Raw genomic sequence first — 26,682 nt, forward strand, 5'->3', positions numbered from 1 at the left:
CTGCTACTTGGCGCCAAGCTTGTCGAGGGCTTCCTTGGCACCCCGGTGTAGCGATACCGGGTCGGTCTTCCGGGCGGTGTCCAGGCTGATGCCCTTCGCGGCGGCGTTGGCCTTGACCAGGTCGTCACGCTTGTCGAAAAGGGTCTTCGTCAGCACGCACGCGAGGTTCGCGTCCAGGTCCTCCTTCACCAGCAGCACGTTCGGGACCACGATGGTCGGTATGTCGGCTGCGGTCTTGTAGGTCGCTGCCGGGATCTTCCCCGCCTGGTACGCCTGATTGGTCTCCTGCATCTTGGGCAACAGCGCGGTGATCTCGAGAAACTTAACCTTGTCCCCCAAGGTCGTAAAGAGATCGGTGATACCAGGGGTCGGAAGGCCGCCAGACCAAACCAAACCGTCGATACTGCCATCCTTCATACCGTCGATGCTCTTGGTGAGATCGAGACGTTGCGGCGTGATGTCCTTTTCGGGATCGACCCCGGCCGCCTTCAGAAGGCGCTGAGCGATGACCTCGGTGCCCGATTTGGGGGAGCCCGTCGAGATTCGCTTGCCTTTCATATCTGCCACGGAATTAATGCCTGAATCGGCCCGCACAACCACATGGGTGTAGTTGTCGTAAATGCGAGCAAGTGCCTGGACCGGCTGCTTCTTACCGTCGAAGGCGGCCTTTCCCTGTACCGCGTCCGTGGCGGTGTCGAACAGCGAGAAGGCGACCTGGTACTCCCCCGCCACGAGCTGCTGGATGTTCTGCACCGACGCCCCGGTCTCGGCGGCCGTCGCCTGCACCTTGCTGCCACTGTTCGCCTTGACCTGCAGCGCGTACGCGTTACCCAGCGCGTAGTACACGCCGGTGGCGTTGCCGGTCGCGATGGCCAGCCGGGTGTCCTTGTCGACGGCGCAGGTCACCTGGTTGCCGGTGTCCGCCGCGGCACCGGTCCGGCGACCGCCGCACCCGGCGGTGCCGGCGACCGCGACGGTGAGCACGGTCGTACCGACGACGAGTCGTCCTATCGTGGACCTCACTACATCTCCTCCCTCGATGCGCCCGCGGCGCCGAGCACCGCGGGGGCCGCCATCCGGCGGCGGACCAGGCATGCCACCACGGCCAGGGCCGCGAGTACGGCACCGATGGCGGTGGCGATCGGCTCCAGCCACAGCAGGGTCAGCCCGGCCGCCGCCGCGAGTACCCGCGCGGGCGTTCCGGCCGGCCCGATGCCGGGCAGCCAACCGCCGGCCGCGATGGCCAGCGTGGCGACCCCGAGCGCCGAGGCGGCCAACGCGAACGCGATCTGCCCGGTCCCGCCCCGGCCGAGCAGCCCCTCCCCGGCCGGGGTCAGCACGAACGCCAGCGGCACCAGGTACGCGGGCAGCGAGTACCGCAGGGTCTGCCACATGGTCGGGATGATCCGGCCGCCGGTGACCGCCGCCGCGGCGACCGCGGCGAGCGCCGTGGGCGGGGTCACCTCGGACAGGACCGCGAAGTAGAACACGAACATCGCCGCCGCCGGCTTGCTGACGTCGAGGTTGATCAGCGCCGGGCCGACCACGACCCAGCCGATGATGAACGACGCGGTGACCGGTATGGCGAGGCCGAGCAGGGTCAGGGCGATCCCGGCGAACACGGCGGTCAGCAACGCCACCACGGTGGCGTTGTCGGAGACCGCGCGGGCGCCGTCCACCAGCAGCGCCGCTGTCTGCGGTCCCAGGCCGGTCTTGGTGGTGATGGCGGTGATGATGCCCGCGGCGGCGCACACCGCGGCGACCGGCAGGACCCCCCGGATGCCGGCGGCGAACGCCTCGAACAGCCGGCGCGGGGTCAGCCAGAACCGCCGGTCCAGGTAGGACAGCACGGCGGCCAGCAGCGTCGCGTACACCACCGCACGGGTCGCCGACAAGCCGAACGCCAGGAAGACGACGATGACGAAGAGCGAGCTGAAGTGGTATCCGAACCGGGCCAGCAGTCGCCAGGGCGAGCGCGCCTCGATGGTGACCGGGCGTACCCCGAAGCGCCGGGCGTCGATCTCGACCGCGAGCAGGATCCCCAGGTAGTACAGCACGGTGGGCACGGTCGCCCAGGCCAGCACCCGCAGGTACGACACGTCGAGGTACTCGGCGATGATGAAAGCCGCGGCACCGAGCGTCGGCGGCGACAGGATGGCACCCACGCCGGACGCGGCGAGCATCCCGCCGGCGCGCTCCGCCGGGTACCCGGCCCGCCGCAGAATCGGCCAGGTCACCGCGCCGACGCTGACGGTGGTGGCGGCACCCGACCCGGAGACCGTGCCGAGCAGGAAGCCCGCGGCGACCGCGGTCCGCCCGGCCGCGCCGCGCGAGCGGCGGAACGCGGCCACCGACAGGTCGACGAAGAACGCCCCGGCGCCGGACAGGTCGAGCACCGCGCCGTAGATGGTGAACAGCACGATGTAGGAGGCGGCCACGTCCAGCGGCGTGCCGTAGAACCCGCTGCCGGAGTTGTAGAGCGCGTCGACGATCTGGTCGAAGTTGAGCCCGGCGTGCGCGATCGACCAACCCTGCGGCAGGTACCCGCCGTAGTAGGCGTAGCCGATGAACGCCACGCAGACCGCCGGCAGGACCCAGCCGGTGGTACGCCGGCACGCCTCCAGGATGAGCAGCAGCAGGACCGTACCCATCGCGGTGTCCACCGGGTCGAGCAGGCCCTGCCGGTTGAGGAAGTCGTCGTAGCCGCCGCCGGCGCCGCCGACCACCACCGGTAGTACCGGGTAGAGGCAGACCACCAGCGCCACGACGGCCAGCACCCAATCGGCGACGGTCGGGCGGTCGGTCCGCGGCGCCGGCCGCCGCAGTGCCGCCGAATGGCGCAGCGCCTTTGGAATACGCAGTGCCTTCGGCGCCCGCAACCCGGACGAGTAGGACAGGAACACCAGAGGCAGCACTCCGGCGAGGAAGAGGATCAGATAGTACTGGCTGCCCTGCGCCAGCGGCGCGAACAGCTGCCACAGCACGAGCAGTCCGATCACCACGGCGGCGCCGCTCACCAGCAGCGCGATGCGGCCGGTCAGTACCCGCCCCGGCTTCTCCTCCTCGAACTGCGCGGCCAGCTCCGCGGCCGCTTCCGGGCTGAGCGCCCGGTCCTGCGTGCCCACCGGCACGGACGCTTCATTGTCCTTTAAGGACAATGATAAATGTCCAGTCCCCGGCTCTGATTCGGCGAGACTGGAATCCGAAGCATCCATCGATCCACTCCGCTCCACGGCAGCGGACGATACGCGAAAAGTGAAACCCCTGGTATCCCTCGTACTGTATGTAACCGGCCGGCTGTTCTCTTTGGGGCAGACCCTGACGGGTGGGCCACCGGCCACGAAACCCACCGTCGCACAGGTGAGCTGGAAATATCCGGTACGCACCCGGTTCCGCACGGTAGACGATAAATGATCTTTAAGTTTGCCTTAATCACAGACCGCAGCGATGTCACCGGGGCGCCCAGGCTTGTCCAGTCCGGGGCCGCGATCGGGCCGATTCACACCCGCACGGTTCACTGTCCGCACGGCTCCCCTGTCCGCACGGCTCGCCTGTCGGCACGGTTCCCCTGTCCGCACGGCTCGCCTGTCGGCACGGTTCCCCTGTCGGCACGGTTCCCCTGTCCGCACGGCTCCCCTGCCGGCACGGTTGCCTGTCCTCGCCGGCACGGGGCCGCGCCGGATCAGGTGGTGATCCGCTCCCGGGCCGGCCCGGTGGCCGAACGGCCGGCGGGACCCACCGGGGCAGCGGGGGCAGCCGCGATGGCCGCCCGGGTCGGCGCGGGCCGGCGGCCCGGGCGGCGCGCCGCGCCGCTGACCATCACCGCGATCAGGCCGAGGAGCGCGGGTACGAACAGGAAGATGCCGCACGAGGCGAGGACCGCCCCGGCGAACGCGGTCGCCGCCATCGCGACCAGGCGACCGGCGCTGCGCCGGGGCAGTAGCCGGGTGGCGGCAGCGGTACCGATGACGGTGACCGCGGCCAGGCACGCCGACGTGGCGCGCATGAGGGTGTCGAGGTCGACCCGGTAGACGACGGTCGTCATGGTGACCAGGCCGGCCAGCACGGCGAGCACGGTCAGGCTGCGCCGGGGCACCTCGCCGGCGCCTCCGCCGCGGGCGAGCACCCGCGGCAGTGCGCCGTGCTGGGCCAGGGAGGCACCCAGCCGGGCCCCGCCCGCGACGTACGTGTTGATCGCCCCGAAGGACAGGAAGACCGCCGCGACGGCCGTGATCGTCCGGGCGGCGTCCCCGATACCGTGTGCGAGCAGCAGGGTGAGCGGCACCGCCGAGAAGGCTGCCCGGCCACCGAGCACCCCGATGGTGGTCACGGCCAGCCCCAGATAGAGCACCCCGACGACGATCACGGTCAGCGTGGTCGCCCAGGGCAGGTGGCGGCGCGGCTGGGCGAACTCCCCGGACAGGTGGCTCGCGGCCTCCCAGCCGGCGAAGGCGAAGAACAGCACGCCAGCCGCGTCGACGACCCCGTGCCAGCCGTGCGGGGCGAACGGCGTGAAGTTGGCGGCCTCGACGGACGGCGCGGCCGCCGCGACGGCGGCGACCAGCAGTACGACCAGGAGGATCACCAGCAACAGCTGTACCCGGCCGGACAGGCGCAGGCCGACGTAGTTGGCCGCGAACGCCGCGACCACCAGGCCGCAGGAGATGGGGGCGATCGCGGACTCACCGAGTCCGAGGGAGACGGCGACGTACTCGCCGCCGATCAACGCGCCGGCCGGGACCCCGATCGGGACGGCGAGGTAGAACCACCAGCCGACCGCCGCCGCGGTGTGCCCGCCGAAGGCGGAGCCGGCGAACCTCGCGACGCCGCCGTTGTCCGGGTACCGGGCGCCGAGGGCGGCGAACGTCAGCGAGACCGGCACGCTCAGCGCGAGCAGCGCCCCCCAGGTGATCAGTGACGCCGGACCGGCGGCGGCCGCTGCCAGCCGGGGCAACGCGAGGACGCCGGGGCCGAGCACCGCACCGACGAAGAGCGCCGTGCCCTGCAGGAGACCGAGCCGGTGGACCCGCCGGTGGCGGGCGACCTCGGCCCACCGGGGCACCATGGCCAGTTCAGCCATGACTCGACATCCGGTCCGACCTCCGCGGGACAGCGCTTACCACGGGACGACCAGGCCGACCACCCGACGACACCCTCAACGACTCCACCCGCCCATCGAGGCCCCCCACCATGCTCGCCCGGCGCGGCGGTCCGCGCACCGCGGTCCGCACGTCGCAGTCCATGGACCGCGGTCCGCACCACCGCGGTCCGGGCGACGACCACCGGTACATCGCCCCCCAGCGACCGTCCGGCAGGCGTCGCCACGCCGGTCGGGAGTACATCGGTGATCTTCGCGCTCAGCTTACCGCCTCCGGACCATCTGCACGTGCAGAAGCGTCGATGCTCTTCGCGCCCGCCCGGCGGCTGCCCGGCGGCGAGCCGGCCGTCGTCATCCGCGGCGTCGCCCACGCGCTTCTCGGCGTGACGCTGTTTCCGTGATCCTGGAGAGTTGGTGGGACCACGACCGCAAGCTCTCCAGAATCATGGGGCGGACCACTCCCCCGGCCGCACCAGCCCCGTCTCGTACGCCAGGGCCACCGTTCCCGGTCCCGTCCCTACTGATCGCGATCGGTTACCCGATCCGGCGGTCCCGTCACCCGCGGCGTCGGGCGGCCCTTCCCGCCCACTGACGACCACGGCGGTCGGGCCGACCCGCGGACCCCCGGCAGCCGGTGACCTGAGAGGTCCGGGTTTGCCCCCGGCCTGCCGGGTAGCTGACCAGCATGGTCCCGGAACCGACGAGGGAGTTGTCGGGACGGGGCGCTGGACCCGTGCGACCGGGGGTACGCCGACTTCGTCGTCGAGCCGTTCCGGATCACCGCCGGGTTCGCCCCGCGGCGTACCCGGACCAGCCGGTCGCGGGCCCGTTCACCGCCGACCTCGGCAGGTTTCCCCACCGCCTGCCGGTACGGCCTGACGGGGGGTACGGCCGGGCATGACGCCGGCCGGGCGCGCCTGACGTTCCCGGATCCGTGAGGCACGGTGATGACCGCACAGCCGACGACCGCGTTCCGGTACGGGATGAGCCAGTTCTCCACCATGCGGTGGAGCTTCGAGCAGGACGTGGAGAACTACCCGCGGCTCGGCGTGGAGGCCCTCGACCTGTGCGAGGAGAAGCTCGCCGACGACCACGCCGACGACCAGCTGGCGATGGTCGGCGCCGCCGGCCTGCCGGTCACGTCGGTCCAGCCGACGGTCCGCGCCCTCTTCGCCACCGCCACCCAGCCGCGGCCGCACGACCACGGCGAACGGCTGACGCGCTACCGGCGGTCGATCGAGCGGCTGGCCCGGTACACGCCGGATGCCGCCTTCATCGTCACCACCGGACCGGCGCCGGGCGGCGACCTGGCCGGCCTGCTCGACGTCGTCACGCTCGACCTCCGGGAGCTGGCCGACGTCGCCGCCGCGCACGGCGTGCGGATAGCGTTGGAGCCGCTCCATCCGGTCCTGGTCAACGTCGAGACCGCGATCTGGACGTTCCGCCAGGCGATGCGCCTGGTCCACGAGGCCGGCCGGGACAACCTGGGCGTCTGCGTGGACCTGTGGAACCTCTGGCAGGACCCGTACCTCATTCCGGGCCTGCGGTCGGCCGGCAACCGGATCTTCGTGTTGCAGGTGAGCGACTGGCGCACGCCGCGCTCCTTCGCCGACCGGCGCAGCATCGGCACCGGCGAACTGCCGCTCCCCGAACTGCTGTACGCCGTTCGCGCCGCCGGGTTCACCGGCCCCAGCGTCCTGGAGATCCTCTCCCGCGACGTACCGGACTCACTGTGGGAGGGCGACCCCCGCGCACTGGTCCGGCGCAACCGCACCGCCCTGGAGGAGGCATGGCGGGCCGCCACCGCCCTGTTCGCCTAGCCACGGCCGCCCGGCCCCACACCGACGCCCGGCCCCACACCGACGCCCCGGCCCCACACCGACGCCCCGGCCCCACACCGGCGCCCGGCCCCACGTCCGTGATCAGGAAGGGTCTGCGCGGCCAGGACCCACAACCAGGACCCACAACCGAGACCCACAAAGATCCCGCGAATCATTCCTGATCACGGGAAGGTTCCACTCAAAAAGGGATATAGTCCTTTTGGCCCCGTCCCCCTCCCCCTACCGTGTGGTGCTCGTCATGATTACGGCTTGCACCGATGGGGCAAACGGAGCCGACAGTCTGGACGAAGGTCCGGCCGGTGACGTCACGCAGAACGGACAGATCCGGTGGCGTCAGGCAGGAGCGGACAGATGCAGGTTTGGCCGGGGAACCGCTACCCCCTCGGTGCCAGCTACGACGGCACCGGCACCAACTTCGCCCTCTTCTCCGAGGCCGCCGAGCGGGTGGAGCTCTGCCTGTTCGACGCGCACGACAACGAGACCCGCGTGGAACTGGCCGAGGTCGACGGCTTCGTCCGGCACGCGTACGTGCCCGGCGTCGAGCCCGGCCAGCGCTACGGCTACCGGGTGCACGGGCCGTACGACCCGGCGCGCGGCCTGCGCTGCAACCCGAACAAGCTGCTGATCGACCCGTACGCCAAGGCCATCGACGGTGACGTGCGCTGGGACCCGGCGGTCTACGCGTACGAGTTCGACGACCCCGAGCGCATGTCGGAGACCGACTCGGCGCCGTTCATGCCGAAGGCCGTCGTGATCAACCCGTACTTCGACTGGGGCACCGACCGCCCGCCCCGGGTGCCCTACCACGAGTCGATGATCTACGAGGCGCATGTCAAGGGCCTGACCTACCGGCACCCGGAGATCCCTGACGAGCTGCGCGGCACGTACGCCGGGATCGCCCACCCCGCCATGATCGAGCACCTGACGAAGCTCGGCGTCACGGCGATCGAGCTGATGCCGGTGCACCAGTTCGTCAACGACCACCACCTGGCCGACCGGGACCTGTCCAACTACTGGGGTTACAACACCATCGGGTACTTCGCGCCGCACCACGCGTACTCGTCCATGGGCCACGCCGGGCAGCAGGTGCAGGAGTTCCGCGCCATGGTGAAGGCGCTGCACTCCGCCGGGATCGAGGTCATCCTCGACGTGGTCTACAACCACACCGCCGAGGGCAACCACCTGGGCCCGACGCTGAGCTTCCGCGGCATCGACAACCCCTCGTACTACCGGCTCGTCGACGACGACCCGCGGTACTACATGGACTACACCGGCTGCGGCAACAGCCTCAACATGCGCAGCCCGGCATCGCTGCAGCTGATCATGGATTCGCTCCGGTACTGGGTGCGGGAGATGCACGTCGACGGCTTCCGCTTCGACCTGGCCGCCACCCTGGCCCGCGAGTTCTACGAGGTCGACCGGCTGTCCACGTTCTTCGAGGTGGTGCAGCAGGACCCGGTCGTCGGCACGGTCAAGCTGATCGCCGAGCCGTGGGACGTCGGCCCCGGCGGGTACCAGGTCGGCAACTTCCCGCCACTGTGGACGGAGTGGAACGGCAAGTTCCGCGACACCGTGCGCGACTTCTGGCGCGGCGAGCCGGCGACCCTCGGCGAGTTCGCCAGCCGGATCTCCGGCTCCGCCGACCTGTACGCCGACGACGGGCGGCGACCAATAGCCAGCATCAACTTCGTCACCGTCCACGACGGGTTCACCCTGACCGACCTGGTCTCCTACAACGAGAAGCACAACGAGGCCAACGGCGAGGACAACCGCGACGGCGAGAGCCACAACCGGTCGTGGAACTGCGGCGCCGAGGGCCCGACCGACGACCCGGGCGTCCTCGAACTGCGCGCCCGGCAGCGACGCAACCTGCTCGCCACCGTGCTGCTGTCGCAGGGCGTGCCGCTGGTCGGGCACGGCGACGAACTGGGCCGCACCCAGCGGGGCAACAACAACGCGTACTGCCAGGACAACGAGCTGAGCTGGGTCGACTGGGACAACGTCGACGAGCAGATGCTGAAGTTCACCCGGACCCTCATCGGCTTCCGGGCCAGGCACCCGGTCTTCCGGCGGCGCCGGTTCTTCACCGGCCGCCCGGTCCGGCGGATCCACGGCACCCCCATCCGGGACATGGAGTGGTTCACCCCGGACGCCCGGGAGATGACCGAGGACGACTGGGACACCGACTTCGGACGCGCGGTGATGCTGTTCGTCAACGGCGAGGGCATCCGGGAGCGCGGTCCGCGCGGAGAACGGGTCACCGACGACTCGTTCATCCTGTGCTTCAACGCCCACCACGACTGGCTGGAGTTCGTCCTGCCGCCCGCCGAGTACGGCGGCAAGTGGGAGCTGGTGATCGACACCGGCGAGTTTCCCAGTGCCGACGTCAAGAACGGCCGGATCGCCGAGGCCGGCGGCACGGTCTTCGTCCGCGACCGGTCGTTCATCGTGCTGCAGCGGACGGCGTGAGATGCACCCCGCTTCGACGTACCGGGTACAGGTACGGCCCGGTTTCGACCTGGCCGCCACCGCCGAGCTCGCCGACTACCTCGCGGCGCTCGGTGTCAGCCACCTGTACACCGCTCCCCTGCTCACCGCGGCGCCCGGCTCCGCGCACGGGTACGACGTCGTGGACCACGCTCACGTCAACCCGCAGCTCGGCGGCGAGCAGGGACGGCAGCGGCTGGTCGCCGCCCTGCGCGCCGCCGGGCTGGGCCTGGTCGTCGACATCGTGCCCAACCACGTCGGGGTCGCCGTGCCGCCGGCCAACCCGGCGTGGTGGGACGTGCTGCGGCACGGCCGGGATTCGGCGTACGCGGACTGGTTCGACATCGACTGGTCGCGCCCGCGGATCCTGCTGCCGGTCCTGGGCGACGACCCCGCCGCCCTCGACGAGCTGAAGGTCGTGGGTGACGAGCTGCGCTACTACGACCACCGGTTCCCTCTTCGGCCGGGTACGGCCGACGGAGACCCGCGGGAAGTCCATGATCGCCAGCACTACGAGCTGGTGTCGTGGCGGCGGGGCAACAGCGAGATCAACTATCGGCGGTTCTTCGCCATCGCCGAGCTGGCCGGCCTGCGGGTGGAGGACCGGAGCGTCTTCGAGGCAACCCACCGCGAGCTGCTGCGCTGGTACGCGGCCGGGGAGCTTTCCGGCATCCGGGTCGACCACCCCGACGGGCTGCGCGACCCGGCCGGGTACCTGCGCCGGCTCTCCGCCGCCGCGCCGGACGCCTGGCTGGTGGTGGAGAAGATCCTGGAGACCGGCGAGGAGCTGCCGGACTGGCCGGTCGCCGGTACGACCGGGTACGACGCGCTGCGCGAGGTGTGCGGGGTGTTCGTCGACCGGGCCGGCGAGCCGGCGTTCACCCGGCTCGACGAGGAGCTGACCGGGGCGCCCAGCGACTGGCCCGGCCAGGTGCACCGGGGCAAGCGGGAGGCGGCCACCCGGCTGCTCGCCGCCGAGCTGACCCGGCTGGCCCGGCTCGCTCCCGACGTGGCGACCCCGGCCGACGTCGAGGACACGCTCGCCGAGATCGCCGCGTGCTTCCCGGTGTACCGCTCGTACCTGCCGGACGGGTTCGACCACCTCAGTCGAGCCCTCGCCGCGGCCGAGCGCCGCCGGCCCGAGCTGGCGGGCGTGATCGAGGCGCTGCGGCCCCGGCTGTCGCACCCCGACGACGAGCTGGCCGTGCGCTTCGAGCAGTACACCGGCGCGGTCATGGCCAAGGGGGTAGAGGACACCGCGTACTACCGGTACAGCCGGTTCACCGCCCTCAACGAGGTGGGCGGCGACCCTGGCTCCTTCGGCGTGAGCGTCCCCGACTTCCACGCCGCCGCCGCGGCCCGCCAGCGCCGCTGGCCCGCCGGGATGACCGCACTGTCCACTCACGACACGAAACGGGCCGAGGACGTCCGGGCACGGCTGGCCGTCCTGTCCGAAATCCCGGCGCTCTGGAAGGCCGCCGTCCACCGGTGGACCGCTCTCGCGCCGCTGTCTTCTGAGGCGCCGCTGTCTTGTGAGGCTCCGCTGTCTTCTGAGGCTCCGCTGTCTTCTGAGGCGCCGCCGTCTTCTGAGGCGCCCCCGTCTTCTGAGGCGCCGCCGTCTTCTGAGGCTCCGCTGTCTCATGAAGCATCGTCCGACGCGGGCCTGGCGCACCTGCTGTGGCAGGCGGTCGTCGGCGCCTGGCCGATCGAGCGGGAGCGGCTGCACGCGTATGCGGAGAAGGCCGCCCGCGAGGCCGCGACGTCGACGAGCTGGACCGACCCGGACCCCGACTTCGAGCGGGAACTGCACGGCCTGGTCGACGCGGTCTACGACGACCCGGCGCTGCGGGCGGACCTGACCGCGTTCGTGGCCGCGATCACCGCCGCGGGCTGGTCGAACTCCCTGAGCCAGAAGCTGGTGCAGCTGACCATGCCGGGCGTCCCGGACGTGTACCAGGGCACCGAGCTGTGGGACTTCTCGCTGGTCGACCCGGACAACCGGCGGCCGGTGGACTTCGCCGCCCGCCGTGACCTGCTGGCCCGCCTCGACGACGGCTGGCAACCGGCGGTCGACCGGACCGGCGCGGCGAAACTGCTGGTCACCAGCCGTGCCCTGCGGCTGCGCCGGGAGCGGCCGGAGCTGTTCACCGGCTACCGCCCGGTGACCGCCGACGGCCCGGCCGCTGCGCACGTCGTCGCGTTCGACCGCGGCGCCGACTCCGACGGCGCGATCACCGTCGCGACCCGGCTGCCGCACGCCCTGCACCGGCGCGGCGGCTGGGGCGACACCCGGCTGCCGCTGCCGCCACGCGGGTACACCGACGTCCTCACCGGCCGCCGGTTCGCCGGCCACGACCTCCCCGGCGGTGCGGTCGCGCTCGCCGATCTGCTCAACCCGTACCCCGTAGCGCTGCTTTCCCCGTAGCGCTGCCTGCCCCGTAGCGCTGCCTGCCCCCGTACCGCCGCCCGCCCCGAGGAGAGCGACATGACCGAGTTCCGAGTGTGGGCGCCGCAGGCCTCCCGGGTACGCCTGCTGGCCGCCGGCACGGAGCACGCGATGGAAGCGGCCGAATCGGGCTGGTGGCGGGTCGACGTGCCCGACGCCGGGCCGGGCACCGACTACGGGTACCTGCTCGACGACGCCGACCAGCCGCTGCCCGACCCGCGCTCGCCGTGGCAACCGCAGGGCGTGCACGGGCCGAGCCGGTGCTACGACCACACCGCGTTCGCCTGGACCGACGACGGCTGGACCGGCCGGTTCCTGCCCGGCAGCGTCCTGTACGAGCTGCACGTCGGCACCTTCACCCCGCAAGGCACGTTCGACGCCGCGATCGAGCGCCTGGACCACCTCGTCGAACTCGGCGTCGACCTGGTCGAACTGCTGCCGGTGAACGCCTTCAACGGCGAGCACAACTGGGGCTACGACGGGGTGTGCTGGTACGCCCCGCACGAGGCGTACGGCGGACCGGACGGCCTCAAGCGCTTCGTCGACGCCTGCCACGCGCGCGGCCTCGGCGTGGTCGTCGACGCCGTGTACAACCACTTCGGTCCGTCGGGCGCCTACGCCCCGGCGTTCGGTCCGTACCTCGGCCAGGGCGCGAACACCTGGGGCGCCTCGGTCAACCTCGATGGACCCGGCAGCGAGGAGGTCCGCCGGTACATCATCGACAGCGCCCTGATGTGGCTACGCGACTACCACGCCGACGCCCTGCGCCTGGACGCGGTGCACGCGCTGGTCGACCACGGTGCCGTCCACCTGCTCGAGCAGCTCGCCGCCGAGGTCGAGTCGCTGGCCACCCACCTGGGCCGGCCGCTGTCGCTGATCGCCGAGTCCGACCTCAACGACCCCCGGATGGTGACCCCGCGTGAATGCGGCGGGTACGGCATGCACGCCCAGTGGGCCGACGACGTCCACCACGCGCTGCACACGGTACTGACCGGCGAGCGGCAGGGCTACTACGCCGACTTCGGCTCCCTGGAGAGCCTCGCGACCGTACTGGAGGGCGCGTTCTTCCACGCCGGTACCTGGTCGAGCTTCCGGGGTCGCCGGCACGGCCGGCCGGTGGACCGGACGCGCACGCCCGGTCACCGGTTCGTCGCGTACCTGCAGAACCACGACCAGATCGGCAACCGCGCCCTCGGCGACCGGCTCCCGGCGACGCTGTCGGCCGGGCTGCTGCGCGTCGGGGTGACGCTGCTGATGACCGGCCCGTTCACGCCGATGCTGTTCATGGGCGAGGAGTGGGGCGCGACGACGCCATGGCAGTTCTTCACCAGCCACCCGGAGCCGGAGCTGGCGGCGGCGGTCGCGACCGGGCGGCGGCGCGAGTTCGCCGCGCACGGCTGGCCCGAGGGCGACGTACCCGATCCGCAGGCGCCCGAGACGTTCCAGCGCTCCAAGCTGAACTGGTCGGAGCTGGACAAGCCGGAGCACCGGGAGCTGATGGAGTTCTACCGCCGGTTGATCGCGCTGCGCAAGGCGGTGCCCGACCTGTCCGACCCGTGGCTGGACCGGGTGAAGGTGGCCCACGGCGACCAGTTCCTGACCGTCACGCGCGGCGGCTGCGTCGTGGTCGCCAACCTCGCCGGGCGGCGGCAGCGGATCTCGGTCCCCGGCCGGGCGGGCACCGTCCTGCTGGCGACCGAGGCCGGTGTGACGCTCAGCCCGGACGCGGTCGAACTACCGGCCGAGTCCGCGGCCGTGGTCACCGTCCGCTGACCACCCTCATGCTCCCGTGATCGTCGCAACGTCCGGACAGGGGTCTACCGGTTCACGGTGCTCATGTCGGCGTACCGGTTGCCGGCGGTGAAGCCCTTCGGCGCGACCTCCTCGATCCGGGCCAGGTCGTCGGGGGTCAGCGTGACGTCGAGGGCGCCGACGTTCTCCTCCAGGTACGTGATCCGCTTGGTGCCGGGGATCGGCACGATGTCGTCGCCCTGGGCCAGTACCCAGGCCAGCGCCAACTGGGCCGGCGTGCAGCCCTTCTCGGCGGCGATCTCGCGGATCTCGGTGACCACGTCCAGGTTGCGCTGGAAGTTCTCGCCCTGGAACCGCGGGTGGTTGTGGCGGAAGTCGTCGGCCGGGATGTCTTGAGGCCGCTGCCAGCGGCCGGTCAGGAAGCCGCGGCCGAGCGGGCTGTAGGCGACGAAGCCGATGCCCAGCTCGCGGGTCGTTGGCAGGATCCCGTCCTCCGGGTCCCGGGACCACAGGCTGTACTCGGTCTGCAGCGCGGTGATCGGGTGCACGGCGTGCGCCCGGCGGATGGTGTCCGGCGCGGCCTCCGACAGGCCCAGGTGGCGTACCTTCCCCGCCCGTACCAGTTCCGCCATGGCGCCCACGGTGTCCTCGATCGGCACGGTCGGGTCGACCCGGTGCTGGTAGTACAGGTCGATGTGGTCGGTGCCCAGCCGCTGGAGGCTGGCGTCGCAGGCGGCCCGCACGTACTCGGGCCTGCCGTTGATGCCCACCCAGGAGCCGTCCTCGCGGCGCTCGTTGCCGAACTTGGTGGCCAGCACGACCTCGTCGCGCCGGCCGGCGATCGCCCGGCCGACCAGCCGCTCGTTGGTGAACGGCCCGTACATGTCGGCGGTGTCGAGGAAGATGACCCCCAGGTCGAGGGCACGGTGGATGACGTCGACCGACTCCCGTTCGTCGCCGGTGCCGTAGAACTCGCTCATACCCATGCAGCCGAGGCCGATCGCGGAGACGGCGAGTCGGTCAGGACCGAGGTGACGGGTCTGCATGTGGATCTCCTCCGGTCACGGGTACGGGCATCCGGTCACGGGTACAGGCGTTTCGCCTACCCCGTCGTTTCGCCTACCCCGTCGTTTCGCCTACCCCGTCGTTTCGCCTACCCCGTCGTTTCGCCTACCCGGTCGGCGCGGGCGCAACCGTCGACGTCCTCACCGCGACACGCCCGGCGCAAAGACACATTATGCGATTTCTCTCAGCCCGCTCCGTGCCCCGCCGATGAGGTGCGATGAGCCGGATTGGCAGCGAGCGTGACGACGGAGGGCGCAGAAGATGGGCACAACCTCGGCGGTGGGCATCACGGCGCGCCGCAACCGCATCGCCGGCTGGTTCGCCGACCGCGGTACCAGCACGAAGTCCGCCATCCCGGTCGTGGTCATGGCGCTCGTCGCCGTCGGAGTCAGCACGCTGTCACTGGCGCGCCTGTCACAGGCGAACGCCGATCTCCGGGTTATGAAGACCAACCACGTCGACAGCATGCAGCAGTTCAACGAGCTGCGGGCCGGCTACGGCACCATGTTCCGGGGCCTGCTGCTGACGATGTACCCCGACGCGGAAACGCAGCAGCAGGCCAAAGCGGAGCTGCAACGCGCCGACGCCCAGGTCAAGCCGGCGGTCGCGAAGTACCGGACGCTCGCCGCCGGTTCGGTGGCGCGCACCGCGCAGATCGACACGTTCGAGCGCGCCTGGAACGACCACACCCTGATGCGCAACGTGTACTTCCTCGGCATGCAGCCGCCGCCCGGCTCCGACCTCCCGGCAGTCGGCGAGCGCGCCAAGGTCCTCGCGCGGTTCGTCAAGAACGAGACCGCCATGGACGAGTCCCTGAAGGCGCTGCAGCAGGCCGAGAGCGACGAGAGCGCCGCGCTGACCGCCGCCGCCACCGAGCGGTACAACACCGCCCGCGCCCTCGTCGTCGGCTCGCTCACCGTCGGGCTACTGCTCGCGCTGGCGGTGGGTGTCTGGTTCGCCCGGATCTCGCGGCGCCAGCTCGGCAGCGTCTCCGCTGCCCTGACCGCCCTGGCCGAGGGCGACCTGACGCACCGGGCCGAGGTGTACTCCCGCGACGAGTTGGGGCAGATGGCCGCGTCGGTCAACCGCGCCAACGACGGCATCCGCTTGATCGTCGAGACGCTGACCACCGGTTCCCGTACCCTCGGTGCGACCGCACAGCGGCTGGCTGGCGTGGGCGACAGCATCGGCGTCAGCGCCAAGGCGGCAGCCGACCAGGCCGACGTGGTCGCTGGCTCCGCCGGCGGGGTGTCGAGCAGCGTGCAGACCGTGGCCGCGGGCGCCGAGGAGATGGACGCCTCGATCCGGGAGATCGCCGAGAACGCCAACAGCGCGGCGAAGGTCGCATCGGACGCGGTCTCCGTGGCCGAGTCCACCAACGAGACGGTGTCCAAGCTCGGCGAGTCGTCGGCCGAGATCGGCAACGTGGTCAAGGTGATCACCTCGATCGCCGAGCAGACCAACCTGCTGGCGCTCAACGCCACCATCGAGGCCGCCCGGGCCGGTGACGCCGGCAAGGGCTTCGCGGTCGTCGCGAGCGAGGTCAAGGACCTCGCCCAGGAGACGGCGAAGGCGACCGAGGACATCTCCCGCCGGGTGGAGGCCATCCAGGGCGACACCACCGCCGCGGTCGAGGCGATCGCCGAGATCAGCCGGATCATCGCGAAGATCAACGACTACCAGCTCACCATCGCCTCCGCCGTCGAGCAGCAGACCGCGACGACCAGCGAGATGAGCCGCAGCGTCGGCGAGGCCGCCGAGGGTTCGTCCGCCATCGCCGCGTACATCGACGGCGTGGCCACGGCCACCCAGGCGACCCTCGGCTCGCTGGTCAGCGCCACCGAGGTCACGACCGAGCTGGCCAACCTGTCGGCCGAACTGGAGGCCGCCGTGGGTCGCTTCCGGCTGTGACCGGCAGTCGCTGACAGCGCGTCCACGACCGTCGCCGGCATCCACCGGCAGCCACCGGCAGCGTCACCTGGGCCGCGTCGACGCCCCCGGGGGTGCCGGGGGCGTCGACGTGCCTCAGTCCCCCGGGTACGGCGCGGTGCGCCGGGAGGCGAGCGCCCGTACGTCCTCGGGCAGCGCGTCCGCGGCGAGCAGCCGGGGCAGCAGCTCCGGCTCGCGGGTGAGCGCCCGGAACGTCACGCCAATGGTCACGTCATGGTCCGGGCGGCTGACCACGGTGACCGGGTCACCGGCGCGGATCTCTCCCGGAACGACCACCCGCAGGTACGCCCCCGGCCGCGCCCGGACCGTGAACCGCTTGACCCAGCCCTTCGCCGCCATCCAGCCCTTCTCCGCCATCCAGCGCGCGAACGTGCCGCACGGGATACGCGGGACCGCGACCTCGAGGACGACCTCGTCGCCGATGCGCCACCGCTCGCCGATCAGCGCCCCGGTAACGTCGAGGCCCGCGGTGGTGAGGTTCTCGCCGAAGGCGCCGCCGGGCAGCGACCGCCCGAGCTCGGCCGCCCAGCCGTCCAGGTCCTCCCGCGCGTACGCGTAGACCGCCTGGTCGTCACCGCCGTGGTGCCGGGTGTTGAAGATCCGATCGCCCACCAGCCCGCTGCCCAGCCCGGTGCGCTTCGGCCCCGGCGCGCGTACCCGTACGGGTGCGTCGACCGGCTGCTTGTCGATGCCGGTGAGCCCGCCGTCCGCACTTCCGCCGGCCCGCGGGACCGCCAGGTTAACCGAGATCAACCGCGCCATCACCGCAGCGTATGCGCTGAGGGTCGAGCCGGACCACCCGTTTGTCCGGCGAGCCGTGCCCGTCCCGGAGCCGCGATTGCCCCCGAAGCCGCGACGCTACCGGCATAGGGTGGGCTGGTGGGCGACCCATTGATTCAGCTCTCCCTCGTGTTGCTCGTGGACCGGTCCGGCGCGCTCCTGCTCCAGCTACGGGACGAGCACGCGCCCAGGTACCCGAACAGGTGGGGCCTGCCGGGTGGGCACCGGGAGCCGGGCGAGTCGCCCGAGCAGACGGCGCGGCGGGAACTGTGGGAGGAGGCGATGCTGTACGCCGACGAGGGGCTGCACCCGTTCGAGGTCCAGCATCTGCCGCAGGAGGGCCTGGTCACGCACTACTTCTCCGGCTCGACCTGCGCGCTGCCCGGAGACGTCGTGGTCGGCGAGGGCGCCGCCATGGTCTTCGTCCCCGCCGCCGACGTCGTCGGCGGCCGCCGGTTCACGCCCGGCACGGCGGAGGTACTGGGGCGGTTCCTGTCCTCACCCGCGTATGCCCGGCTGGCCAGCGGCGAACCGCTGCCCTACGCCGGCGACGGCGACGGCGACAGCGACCGGTACGCCGGGTGGTCCCATCTGAGCGACCGGTACGTATGCGACCTCACCGACGCCCACCGCACCTGCCATCGGCGGGCCAACCTGCTCCTGGCCCAGGGCCGCGACGACGCCCTGCGCGAAATGGCGGCGGAGGGGCACCGGTGCGCCTTCGTACGCCTGATGCGGCTGCTCATCGACACCAACCGGATCGAGGACCTGCGACAGATCGCCGTCGCCGGCGACGACCGGGCAACGGTCACCCTCTACGAGTACCTCAGCCGGAGGTACAGCGGTGACGACCTGACCGCCGCGCTACGCCGGGAGGCGACGGTCCTCCCCCGCATGAACGTGTGGCTCGCCGGCCGCCTCGCCGACGCGGGCCGGGTCGACGATGCCCTTGACCTGCTCGACCCCCTCAAGGCTCAGCCCGCGTACGCGGACGAGGCGCGGTCGGTCGCGTACCGCATCGAGGTGGCCGCCGGCCGAGTCGCGCCCCCGGCACGCAAGCCCTGACGCGGCCACCCGCCAGGCGTTTCGCCCTGCCCGTCCCGCTCCAGGCGGCCTACATCCGTTCGACCGCGGCTTTGGCCTCGGCCAGGCTCATCCCGGTGTGCTCGCGCAGTACCTTGATCGCCTCGATCTTCCGGTTCGCGTCCCTGAGCCGCCGGACCCGCTCCAGGACGTCGAGTCCCGGATCGGCCGTCGTCGCCGGCCCGCCCGGTAGTGGCCCGCCCACCTCGATGCTCTCCACAGCCCGCTTCGCCTCGACCAGCGACAGCAGCGGGCGGTGGTCCCGCAGCACCTTGACGGCCCGGATCTTCTTGCGCTGACGGAGCAGCGCCTCGATCTCCCGGCGCAGCGCGGCATCGTCGAGCCCGCCGGTCGCCGGACCGCGTACCCCGCCGAGTCGTGCCTCGGTGAGCGGTGACCCGACGAGATCGGTCGACCGGGCGGATAAACGCGCCGCGGCGATCCGCAGGACGCACCCGAGGGCTCCGACGACGAGAGCGACGAACAGCACCTTCGACACGACTGCACGCTACCGGCCGGCGGCAAGCCGTCGATCCGCTCCACCGGCCGCCACCGCCGCCACCGCCGGCCGGGCCGGTGCGGGTGCCGCGGCGTCAGCGGCCGCGCGGCGCGGCGAGCCGGTGGGTGAGCGCGGTGTACCGACGCCCGGCACCGACGGTACGCACGGCGGCGGCGAGCGCCCGCCGGGAGCCGACGAGCACGACGAGTTTCTTGGCCCTGGTCACGGCGGTGTAGAGCAGGTTTCGTTGCAGCATCATCCAGGCGCTGGTGGTCAGCGGGATCACCACGGCCGGGTACTCCGAGCCCTGCGACCGGTGGATCGTCATCGCGTACGCGTGGGCCAGCTCGTCGAGCTCGTCGAAGTCGTACGTGATGGTCTCGTCCTCATCGGTGCGCACGTCGAGGGTCTGCTCCTCGGTCGACAGCGCGGTGACCACGCCGAGGGTGCCGTTGAACACCCCCGCGGTGCCCTTGTCATAGTTGTTTCTGATCTGGGTGACCTTGTCGCCGATGCGGAAGACCCGACCACCGGCCCGGCGCTCGGGCAACCCCTCCCGGCCGGGGGTCAACCGCTGTTGCAGGAGGGTGTTGAGCGTGCCCGCACCGGCGGGACCGCGGTGCATCGGCGTGAGGACCTGGATGTCACGACGCGGGTCGAGGCCGAACTTCGCGGGCATCCGGGTGCAGGCGACGTCGACGGTCAGCTCCGCGGTGGCTTCGGTGTCGTCGCAAGGGAACAGGAAGAAGTCCGGCAGGCCGGTCGTCACCGGCGGGATGCCGGAGTTGATGCGGTGGGCGTTGGTGACCACCCCGGACTGCTGGGCCTGCCGGAAGATCCGGGTCAGCCGGACCCGTGGGATCGCGTCGGCGGCCAGCAGGTCGCGCAGCACCTCGCCGGCGCCGACCGAGGGAAGCTGGTCGACGTCACCGACGAGCAGCAGGTGCGCGCCGGGCGGTACGGCCTTGATGAGCTTGTTGGCCAGGATCAGGTCGAGCATGGACGCCTCGTCGACGACGAGCAGGTCCACGTCGAGGGGGTTGTCGCGGTCGTAGGAGGCGTCGCCGCCGGGCCGTAGCTGCAGCAGCCGGTGGACGGTGGCGGCCGGGTGGCCGGTCAGCTCGGACAGCCGCTTGGCGGCCCGCCCGGTCGGCGCGACCAGGGTGATCTTGGCCTTCTTCACGGCGGCGAGGGTGACGATGGAGCGGACGGTGAAGCTCTTGCCACACCCCGGACCTCCGGTGAGTACCGCGGCCTTGCTGGTCAGGGCCAATTTGACGGCCTGTTCCTGCTCCGGGGCGAGGTCGGCCCCGGTACGGGTGCGCAACCAGGCCAGCGCCTTGTCCCAGTCGACCTCGGCGAAGTGCGGCATCCGGTCGGCCGGGTCGTTCAGCAGCCGCAGCAGGCTGCCCGCGACGGACAGCTCGGCGCGGTGGAACGGCACCAGGTACACCGCCGGCACCGTCCCGTCGGTGCCGGGGACATCCTCCCGGACCACGCCCTCCTCGGCGACCAGCTCGTCGAGGCACGAGCCGATCAGTACGGCCGGGACGTCCAGGATCTTGGCCGCATCGGCGACCAGCTGCGGCTCGGGCAGGTAGCAGTGCCCGGAGTCGGTCGCCTCCGACAGGGTGTACTGCAGGCCGGCCTTGACCCGGTCGGGGCTGTCGTGCGGGATCCCGACCGCACGGGCGATCGTGTCGGCGGTCTTGAAGCCGATCCCCCACACGTCGGCGGCCAGCCGGTACGGCTCGTTCTTCACCACCGAGATGGATCCGTCCCCGTACTGCTTATAGATGCGCACCGCGAGGGAGGTGGAGACCCCGACCCCCTGGAGGAAGACCATCACCTCCTTGATGGCCTTCTGCTCCTCCCAGGCCGCGGTGATCTTGGCGGTGCGCTTCGGGCCCAGGCCCGGCACCTCGATCAGCCGCGCCGGCTCCTCCTCGATGATCCGCAGCGTCTCCAGGCCGAAGTGGGACACGATCCGCTCGGCGAAGACCGGGCCGATCCCCTTGACCAACCCGGATCCCAGGTACCGCTGGATGCCCTGGATGGTCGCGGGCAGGACCGTCGTGTACGACTCGACCTCGAACTGCCGCCCGAACTTGGGGTGGCTCGACCAGCGGCCCACGAGTCGCAGACTCTCCCCCGGCTGGGCACCCAGCAGCGCCCCGACGACCGTCAACAGGTCGGAACTGCGGTCGGTGGCGACCCGGGCCACCGTGTACCCGGTCTCCTCGTTGACGTAGGTCAACCGCTCCAGCACCGCCTCCAGGACGGCACCGGCCGGGCGAGCGGCACCCGTGGGGCGAGCGGCAACGGTCACGGGCCCTATCCTGCCGGTGGCAACTGACAAAATGCCAACCGCACGGCACCGACCGCACGGCACCGACAGCACGGCACCGACCGCACGGCACCGACCGAGATGGTGCGACCGGCCGTGTGACAGTGTTCATGCCCCGCGCCGCTGATCACGCGCACCGGGAGAGGCCGTATTCCCGGACAGGCTGTGACCCCGGACAGGCTGTGACCCCGGACAGGCTGTGACCCCGGAGAACATGCTGTAACCGCGGACAGGCCGCCGTCCCGGCGCCGGCAGCGTCGATCCCGTGGCCGACACCGCCACTGCCCTTCCCACCAACACTGCCTTGCCACCAACTGATACTCGTTGCCGGCGTGGTGGCTGGCGCACTTCGGCCCCGCGATCGTTACCGTTCGGTCGGCCTATTCGCGGCGGTGGTAATGGTTGCGGCGGGGGTGTCGGGCCGGGTCGAGGTGGGCGGGTGGCAGGAACTCGGGTCGTCCGTCGGCGGAGTTGATGCGGACCCGCCAGTCGCCGTGGTGGACCAGGCGGTGGTGGTATCCGCACAGCAACACGGCGTTGTGCAGGCCGGTGGTGCCGCCGTCGGCCCAGTGGATCACGTGATGGCCGTCGCACCAGCGTGGTGGCCGGTCGCAGCCGGGGAAGGCGCAGCCCCGGTCCCGCAGGATCAGCGCGCGGCGCAGCGGTCCGGTGAACAGGCGGCGTTCCCGGCCGACGTCGAGGACCTGGCCGGCGCCGCCGAGCACCGCGGGCAGGATGCCGGCGTCGCAGGCGAGGCGGCGGGCCGCGGCCGGGGTCAGCGGGCCGCCGTCGTCGAGGGTGGCGACACCGACCCGGTCCCGCAGCGCGGCGTAGTCGACGGTGACCACCACCTGCGGGCGGTCACCACCGTTGACCGGCAAGTCGGTGCAGGCGGACGCCAGCCGGCAGACCTCGACCAGCGCGTCCGCGCACCGCTGCCCCACCGTACGCACCTCACCGGCGGCGGCCGGTTCGACACCGCCGGGGCCGCCCGGGTCGTCTTGGCCGCCGGGGCTGGCCCGGTCGAGGTCGGCCCGGCCGGCCCGACGGTAGGCGCGGGGTGCACACAGCGGATCCAGCGCTGCCCGCACTACCGCCGCGCCCTCCCGATCCAACCACCCGCACAGCCGCACCCGCCCCTCACCGGGCACCTCCACCAGCCGCAACTGCCGCCCCCGCCAGGCCCTCTGCTCCGCGCGCTCCAACGCCTCCCGCGCCCGGGCATCGGCCTCATCGGGGGCGACCACCTCGAACACCCGCCGCCCCAAGACACCCAGCTCCCGCGGCCCGAACGCCGCCGCCTCACCCACCAGATGCCGGTCCGCGGCCGCCCGATGCTCCACCGGTAACCCGGCCACCGCCGATGCGATCACCCGCGCCTGCTCCACGTTCACCGCCCCGGCCGCGAGGGCCTCGGCCGTGGCCGGCAGATCCGTCTCCAACACCGCGGCCAGCCTCACCTGCCGGCCGGCCTCGGCTGGTGACATCCGGTACCGCCCGGCCAGCCATGCCCCCGTCCCCGACGCCCCCTGTGCCGCGGCCACACCCCGGGCGTCCACCTCCCGCACCAGGGCCAACTGCAACGCCGCCAACCGGGCGGCCAACACCCGCACCCGATCCAACGCACCCACCACCGTGGCGTCCGACCAGGCCCACACCGGCACCGACCGGCACTCCCGCACCGCCCGGTCCAGCACCGCCAACGCCTCCACCACGCCCCGCACGCTACCGTCCACCCCCGACAATTTTCGAACACGCGTTCTATGTCGTTTACCGTTGATATGCGAGCGCCGGACAGAAGGGGCCAAATCATTCAGGGCGTTTTCGGCTCAGTCGCGGGCGCGATGCGCCGACGACATCCGGACAGCGGCAGAGCCGACGACGTCCGGACAGCGGCAGAGCCGACGACGTCCGGACGGCGGCAGAACAGTGCGCCCGTGCGGCGACGGATCGCGGATACCACTGGCAGGGACACGTGACTGGCCGTTGTGCCAGGAAATACCTACCAGTACTATGCATCGTACTTCTAGGGGTAGGAACGGGGTGAGGTCCGTGAAGGTCGCTAAGGATTTGGTGGCCGCCTCGGCGACACCGATGGTGCTCGGCATCCTGGCTGAGGACGCGAGCTACGGCTATGCCATCCTCAGGCGGATCAACGAGCTGTCCGGTGGCGAGCTGGCCTGGACCGAGGGCCTGCTGTACCCACTGCTGCACCGGCTTGAGCGCCTCGGTTATGTGGAGTCGAGCTGGCAGTCGGTTACGGGCGAGCGGCGGCGCAAGTACTACCGCATCACCGACAAGGGCCTGGCTGAGCTGGCCGAGCAGCGCCGCCAGTGGGACACGGTGGTGGACGCGCTCAAGGAGATCTGGCTCGGCCTCGGCGACCGCGGGCCGCTGACTGCGCCCCCGCTGGAGGGCCGGGCATGACGGCGCGGGAGGGCCAGGACGAACTGGAGGCGCAGTTCGCGCAGTGGCGTCAGTACGTGCAGCGCCGCCGGGAACTGCTGCCGTCCGACGCCGACGAGCTCGAAGACCATCTCCGTGGTTCGGTCGACGAGCTCGTCGCGGCCGGCCTGAGCCCGGATGAGGCGTTCCTGGTCGCGGTCAAGCGGATGGGCAGCCTCGACGAGCTGTCTCGCGAGTTCGCCCGAGAGCATTCGGAACGGCTCTGGAAGCAGCTGGTGCTGACCGGCGAGACCGGCAGCCCGGTCGCGGACACGCGGTCGCGGCGGGACCTGTGGGCCATGGTCATCTGCGCGGTGGGTGCGGTGGCATCCGTCAAGGCGCCAGCACTGTTCGGGCTGAGCTTCGAGGACGACAGCTCGTTCTACGCGCGGAACTTCACCCTGTTCGCGCTGCCCTGGCTGGCGGCATTCCTGGCCTGGCGCCGTCAGGCCCGACGCCCGCTGATCGGAACACTGGTGACGCTGTTCGCTCTCGGCGCCGTGGCGGCCAACGCCTACCCTCTGGCGGACAAGTCGCAGTCCGTGGTCGTCACCAGCATCCATCTCCCCATCGCACTGTGGCTCGTGGTGGGTCTGGCCTATGTCGCCGACGACTGGCGGTCGTCCCGTCGACGCATGGACTTTATTCGCTTCACCGGCGAGTGGTTCATCTACTTCGTACTCATGGCCCTCGGCGGCGGCGTACTCTCCGCGTTCCTGTTCAACACCTTCAAGGCCATCGGGATCGTCCCGGAGGAGTTCATCTCGCATTGGCTCCTTCCCTGCGGCGCCACGGCCGCGGTCGTCGTGGCCGGGTGGCTCGTCGAGGCCAAGCAGAGTGTCGTCGAGAACATCGCGCCGGTCCTCACGCGGCTGTTCACCCCGCTCTTCACGGCCGCCCTTCTCGCCTTCCTCGTCGCCGTCGTCTGGACCAGCCACGGCATCGACGTCGAGCGCGAAGCGCTGATCCTGTTCGACCTCCTGCTGGTCGTGGTGCTGGGGCTGCTGCTCTACTCGCTCTCGGCCCGCGATCCGCTGGCCCCGCCCGGCCTGTTCGACAAGCTCCAGCTCGCGCTCGTGGTAAGCGCGTTGGCCATCGACGTGCTGGTGCTGATGGAGATCGCCGGGCGCATCACCGACGAATACGGCAGTACGCCAAACAGGGCGGCCGCGCTCGGCGAGAACGTCATCCTGCTGGTCAACCTCGCGTGGTCGGCGTGGCTCCTGCTGACCTTCATCCGTCGGCGCACGCCGTTCGCGGCGCTCGAACGTTGGCAGACCGGCTACCTGCCGGTGTACGCCACGTGGGCCTGGATCGTGGTCCTCGTCTTTCCTCCGTTGTTCAGCTACGTCTGACCGAGAAGGTCCACCCCAATGACACCAATGTCGCCCGCCCGCCCGGCGGTGTGACGGGCCTGTCGCAACGCTCGCGCGCCAAGCACGGTACGAGTCGGGCGACAGGGTGGGCCCCGAAGACCGGCGGTGTGGTTGCGTTCGCTGTCATCCGGAGTCATCGACGTTCAGCGCGTGTCTGCGCGCGGGTGCCGACCGTAATCATGGCGATGCCGGCCAAGCACAAGGGCCGTGCGCCTAAACATTCGCTATTCGGCAGAACAGGATGCTTCGGGCACGAAGCTGGTACCGGCGGCAGAGGGTCGTCGAGCACTCGGTACACACGTGCCCAGGCGCGCCCAGCAGCGTTCGCGGCAACGCCTCCGCGAACCGGTGCCCGTCGTTCTTGGTCTTGCCGTCCAGGTAGCACCACCACAGCTGCTGCCGCCACCCCGCACGTACGAGAAATTCCGACTGGTGGTCCGTTGAGCAGAGACACCTTGACCGATCTGTCCGGACACAACCGCGTAGCCGTCCGACCGTCGCACCGCCCCACCCGTCGATCATCGGCGCTCCGTGGATGCGTCTAGGATCCGGCGGGACATCGATCAATGGAGGCGGCGATGGGGGCGATGGGTGGGTGGCGCGTACGCCGGGCGGGCGGTCTGGCGGCTCTGTGCCTCCTCACGCTGGTCGCGTGCGCCCGCCCCGACGGCATAGACGGCGACCTCACCGACGACTGGTCCGCGCTACCCGTGCCGCGCTCCACGGTCCCGGCGGTGGGCCAGTGCCTGCAGGGAACCGTCAATTCGTGGACCTTCGTCGAGCCGCCGCTGTCATCTGCGGACTGCTCAGCGCCACATACCCTCGAGGTCGTCCACGTCGGGCGGTTCAGCACCGCCACCGAAGAGGCCAGCGCGCCGCCGCCGCATGACAGCGACGAGACGCGTACCGCGTACGCCCAGTGCGACAAGGCCGCCCGCGAGTACGTCGGTGGTGACTGGCACGACGGCCAGATGTTCCTGCACTACTCCCCGCCGACCGGGCCGAAGTGGCAGGACGGCGCCCGTTCGTTCTTCTGCTCACTGATCGAGACGGGCGGCATGCGGGGCAACGGGCGGAGCCGGACCGGCAGCCTCAAGGGCGCGCTGGGCGGCGACCGGCCGCTGGCCAAACGCTGCTACAACGAGAAGGGCACGGTCGACGCGGACGGGTTCTACGAACCGGTGGAGGATTCCCTGCCGGTCGACTGCGGCACCGCGCACAACGCCGAGTACGCCGGTACATACGTCCCGCCGGACCTGGTCTACCCCTCCAGCGCCGAGGCCCTGAGCCGGATGCAACTCGACGGGTGTGAACAGGTCGTGGCCGGGTTCCTCGGCCTGTCATCGAGCGCGCTCAACGACCGGGCGGAGGTCGGCTGGCGGGCCTGGGGCCAGGACAAGTACTGGTGGCCTGTCGGCGAACGCGGCATCACCTGCTTCGTACTGGTACCCGCGAACCTGCCCGTACGTGGTTCGCTGCGCCAGCTCGGCACCCGCCCACTGCCCCGTTAGCG

At 71.3% G+C, this 26,682-nt stretch carries 17 protein-coding genes; 9 read left to right on the plus strand and 8 right to left on the minus strand.

The features are described 5' to 3' along the window. Positions 1–3 precede the first annotated feature (3 nt). The 3 genes from ACNTMW_RS28450 to ACNTMW_RS28460 all read right to left on the minus strand — a co-directional run bounded on the left by ACNTMW_RS28450 (position 4) and on the right by ACNTMW_RS28460 (position 5,080). Positions 4–984, minus strand: coding sequence for a TAXI family TRAP transporter solute-binding subunit (locus tag ACNTMW_RS28450; protein WP_426636967.1), 981 nt, complete (start codon positions 982–984; stop codon positions 4–6). 38 nt (positions 985–1,022) lie between these two features. Then, positions 1,023–3,215 (minus strand): TRAP transporter permease, encoded by a 2,193-nt coding sequence (locus ACNTMW_RS28455; RefSeq protein ID WP_426636968.1) that lies wholly within the window; start codon positions 3,213–3,215, stop codon positions 1,023–1,025. A 467-nt stretch (positions 3,216–3,682) separates the two neighbouring features. Then, positions 3,683–5,080, minus strand: a complete 1,398-nt coding sequence (locus ACNTMW_RS28460) for an APC family permease (RefSeq protein ID WP_426636969.1) — start codon at positions 5,078–5,080, stop codon at positions 3,683–3,685. Positions 5,081–6,045: 965 nt separating this feature from the next. Here ACNTMW_RS28460 and ACNTMW_RS28465 point away from each other — a divergent pair. The 4 genes from ACNTMW_RS28465 to treZ all read left to right on the plus strand — a co-directional run bounded on the left by ACNTMW_RS28465 (position 6,046) and on the right by treZ (position 13,645). Beyond that, complete coding sequence (locus ACNTMW_RS28465) at positions 6,046–6,918, plus strand: sugar phosphate isomerase/epimerase family protein (protein ID WP_426636971.1); 873 nt, start codon at positions 6,046–6,048, stop codon at positions 6,916–6,918. 372 nt (positions 6,919–7,290) lie between these two features. Next, positions 7,291–9,408: a glycogen debranching protein GlgX gene (gene glgX, locus ACNTMW_RS28470; RefSeq protein WP_426636972.1), complete on the plus strand. Its 2,118-nt coding sequence runs from the start codon at positions 7,291–7,293 to the stop codon at positions 9,406–9,408. Position 9,409: 1 nt separating this feature from the next. Beyond that, positions 9,410–11,851, plus strand: a complete 2,442-nt coding sequence (gene treY, locus ACNTMW_RS28475) for a malto-oligosyltrehalose synthase (RefSeq protein WP_426636973.1) — start codon at positions 9,410–9,412, stop codon at positions 11,849–11,851. A 60-nt stretch (positions 11,852–11,911) separates the two neighbouring features. Continuing rightward, positions 11,912–13,645: a malto-oligosyltrehalose trehalohydrolase gene (treZ, locus tag ACNTMW_RS28480; RefSeq protein WP_426636974.1), complete on the plus strand. Its 1,734-nt coding sequence runs from the start codon at positions 11,912–11,914 to the stop codon at positions 13,643–13,645. A 44-nt stretch (positions 13,646–13,689) separates the two neighbouring features. Here treZ and ACNTMW_RS28485 read toward each other — a convergent pair whose 3' ends face one another. Continuing rightward, positions 13,690–14,670, minus strand: coding sequence for an aldo/keto reductase (locus ACNTMW_RS28485; RefSeq protein ID WP_426636975.1), 981 nt, complete (start codon positions 14,668–14,670; stop codon positions 13,690–13,692). 280 nt (positions 14,671–14,950) lie between these two features. On the opposite strand from ACNTMW_RS28485, the gene ACNTMW_RS28490 reads away from it, so the two are divergent. Continuing rightward, positions 14,951–16,600, plus strand: coding sequence for a methyl-accepting chemotaxis protein (locus ACNTMW_RS28490; RefSeq protein WP_426636977.1), 1,650 nt, complete (start codon positions 14,951–14,953; stop codon positions 16,598–16,600). 114 nt (positions 16,601–16,714) lie between these two features. On the opposite strand, the gene ACNTMW_RS28495 is transcribed toward ACNTMW_RS28490, so the two are convergent. Beyond that, positions 16,715–17,401 carry an MOSC domain-containing protein gene (locus ACNTMW_RS28495; RefSeq protein WP_426636978.1) on the minus strand — a complete coding sequence of 229 codons (687 nt, stop codon included), beginning with the start codon at positions 17,399–17,401 and terminating at the stop codon, positions 16,715–16,717. A gap of 117 nt (positions 17,402–17,518) precedes the next feature. Here ACNTMW_RS28495 and ACNTMW_RS28500 point away from each other — a divergent pair, with 117 nt between their 5' ends. Next, on the plus strand, positions 17,519–18,484 hold the full coding sequence (locus ACNTMW_RS28500; protein WP_426636979.1) for an NUDIX domain-containing protein: 966 nt from the start codon (positions 17,519–17,521) through the stop codon (positions 18,482–18,484). A gap of 49 nt (positions 18,485–18,533) precedes the next feature. Here the strand turns inward: ACNTMW_RS28500 and ACNTMW_RS28505 are convergent, their stop codons facing one another. From ACNTMW_RS28505 to ACNTMW_RS28515, 3 genes are all read right to left on the minus strand, one after another. Further along, positions 18,534–19,001 carry a ribosomal protein L7/L12 gene (locus ACNTMW_RS28505; protein ID WP_426636980.1) on the minus strand — a complete coding sequence of 156 codons (468 nt, stop codon included), beginning with the start codon at positions 18,999–19,001 and terminating at the stop codon, positions 18,534–18,536. Between the two features lie 94 nt (positions 19,002–19,095). After that, entirely contained in the window at positions 19,096–21,330 is a 2,235-nt protein-coding gene (gene recD2, locus ACNTMW_RS28510; protein WP_426636981.1) for an SF1B family DNA helicase RecD2, read from the minus strand. 398 nt (positions 21,331–21,728) lie between these two features. After that, positions 21,729–23,084, minus strand: a complete 1,356-nt coding sequence (locus ACNTMW_RS28515) for an HNH endonuclease signature motif containing protein (protein WP_426636983.1) — start codon at positions 23,082–23,084, stop codon at positions 21,729–21,731. A 316-nt stretch (positions 23,085–23,400) separates the two neighbouring features. On the opposite strand from ACNTMW_RS28515, the gene ACNTMW_RS28520 reads away from it, so the two are divergent. The 3 genes from ACNTMW_RS28520 (at position 23,401) to ACNTMW_RS28530 (ending at position 26,680) form a co-directional block, all read left to right on the plus strand. After that, positions 23,401–23,775 carry a PadR family transcriptional regulator gene (locus tag ACNTMW_RS28520; RefSeq protein WP_426636985.1) on the plus strand — a complete coding sequence of 125 codons (375 nt, stop codon included), beginning with the start codon at positions 23,401–23,403 and terminating at the stop codon, positions 23,773–23,775. After that, a complete protein-coding gene (locus ACNTMW_RS28525; RefSeq protein ID WP_426636986.1) occupies positions 23,772–25,148 on the plus strand; it encodes a permease prefix domain 1-containing protein in 1,377 nt (458 codons plus the stop codon). Before ACNTMW_RS28520 ends, ACNTMW_RS28525 begins: the two co-directional genes overlap by 4 nt. A 599-nt stretch (positions 25,149–25,747) precedes the next feature. Further along, the gene (locus ACNTMW_RS28530; RefSeq protein ID WP_426636987.1) at positions 25,748–26,680 is read left to right on the plus strand and encodes a septum formation family protein; all 933 of its coding nucleotides are present in this window, start codon (positions 25,748–25,750) and stop codon (positions 26,678–26,680) included. Positions 26,681–26,682: the final 2 nt, after the last annotated feature.

It is taken from the genome of Planosporangium spinosum (genome assembly GCF_049999945.1).
In the GTDB taxonomy this organism is placed as follows: Bacteria; Actinomycetota; Actinomycetes; order Mycobacteriales; family Micromonosporaceae; genus Planosporangium; species Planosporangium spinosum.